At 26.1% G+C, this 1,658-nt stretch carries 1 protein-coding gene; it reads right to left on the bottom strand.

The features are described from left to right. Positions 1-23: 23 nt before the first annotated feature. Entirely contained in the window at positions 24-1,358 is a 1,335-nt protein-coding gene (locus ACI32A_RS06685; RefSeq protein WP_439754262.1) for a hypothetical protein, read from the bottom strand. Between the last annotated feature and the right edge of the window lie 300 nt (positions 1,359-1,658).

Genomic DNA, 1,658 nt, shown 5'->3' on the forward strand with positions numbered 1-1,658 from the left:
TACACCTTATTAGCTTTGCTGTTTTAGTCCAAGTTGCGGTTAGGCATTACAAAATCATCAATCGATTTCTCTTTTTCTTGAATAATCACTTGAGTTCTTGGTTCTAGTTTTAATCTCTCAATCTCTTTTTTAAGTTCGATGACTTCTTCATTAGTATCTTTTACTTTTTGTAGAAGTTCATAATTCTCTTCAGCATCAATTGATGAAATTTTATCAAGAGCTAATAATAAGTCATCTTCGGTTGGCTCTCTATCAGTTGGTAAATTATCTTTTAACAATAAATAAACAGAACGCCAATTCTCAGGAGGAATATTATTTTGTTTATATTTTTCACTTAATGTCTCGAAAAAGCGATTAATATGTTGATTTTTAAAATATGCAATTGAATCCGAGACAGACATCCATGTATTCATCAAAAATTCAGATGAAATACATTTATCAGATTCTATCCAAAAAATTAAGTTGATTTTGTACAATGTCAGTAAATTGATATAATCACTATCATATTTCCTCTTCATATAAGATGAAAACCATCTTGTAAGAATGGAATCACTTGTGGCAATTAATTTTTTTGCAATATAAATATTACTAATTTTTTTTAATTCCCCAGTGGAATGAATAAGTTTTATATCATGTTCTGCTGATTCTCGAGATGTGGAATTTCCTTTGAAAGTTCTCAGACTAGAAACCAAGTCCAAATATTTTTCGTTATTTGGTAAAAATGCTTTGGAATTTATCGATACATCTATATTATATTTTAGTTTAATATTAGTAATTAAATATTCTTCAGTATTTAAAAGTAATTGTTGATATATTTCTGGATTATTTCTTTTATATAGTAAAATTTCCATATTATCTGTTGAAGAAAGTAATCCTCGAAATTCTCGTATTGTAAAATCATTAATTTGAATAGAACAATTATTCTGCTTTAATTTTTCTACTAAGTATTCAACAAAGAATTGTCTTTCTTTGCCATTAATACCAAATAAATAAACAATTAAATTTGTATCAAAAACAATTATATTTCCTGAAAGCTTCTTCTTACTTCGCTTAACAGAATAAAAATATGAAAATAACAACCAAGAATAAATCAATTTATCAAAAAGTCTTTGTGTTTCTGTATCATTTGTATTTCTATAAATATCCTTAATCCAGAGAATTAATAATTTAGATAACTCAGTTTCTTCTAGAGGATTTACATTTGTAACTCTAGAAAAATAGATAGAAAGAGTATCGTAAAACTCTTTATATGTAATTCTGTTTTGTTCATTATACTCGAGATAGTTATTAAATTTTTCAAAAATCCTTCTTGTATTCTCATCTAGATTTTTTTGCTGGTTTGAATATTTCTCTTGCAAAGTTAAGGGAGATGTTAAAAGGGTGATTTTTTCCTTTTTTATAAAAAGATTACTTTTATTTTCATCGATAGATTTAATTAACGATTTTATAAATGTTGGAGGTATTTCAATCTTATACTTTTCCTTAATGTAGTTATGAAAATTACTTATAGAAATTTCAAATGGAAATTTTGGATATGGATAATCTGCAATTACTTTTTCTATAAACAGTTTATAAACGGTTTCTTCTGAAACTCCTTGTTCATAATGTAATGCCTAACCGCAACTTGGACTAAAACAGCAAAGCTAATAAGGTGTATA

The organism is Floccifex sp., from assembly GCF_051873555.1.
GTDB lineage: Bacteria > Bacillota_I > Bacilli_A > Erysipelotrichales > Erysipelotrichaceae > Floccifex.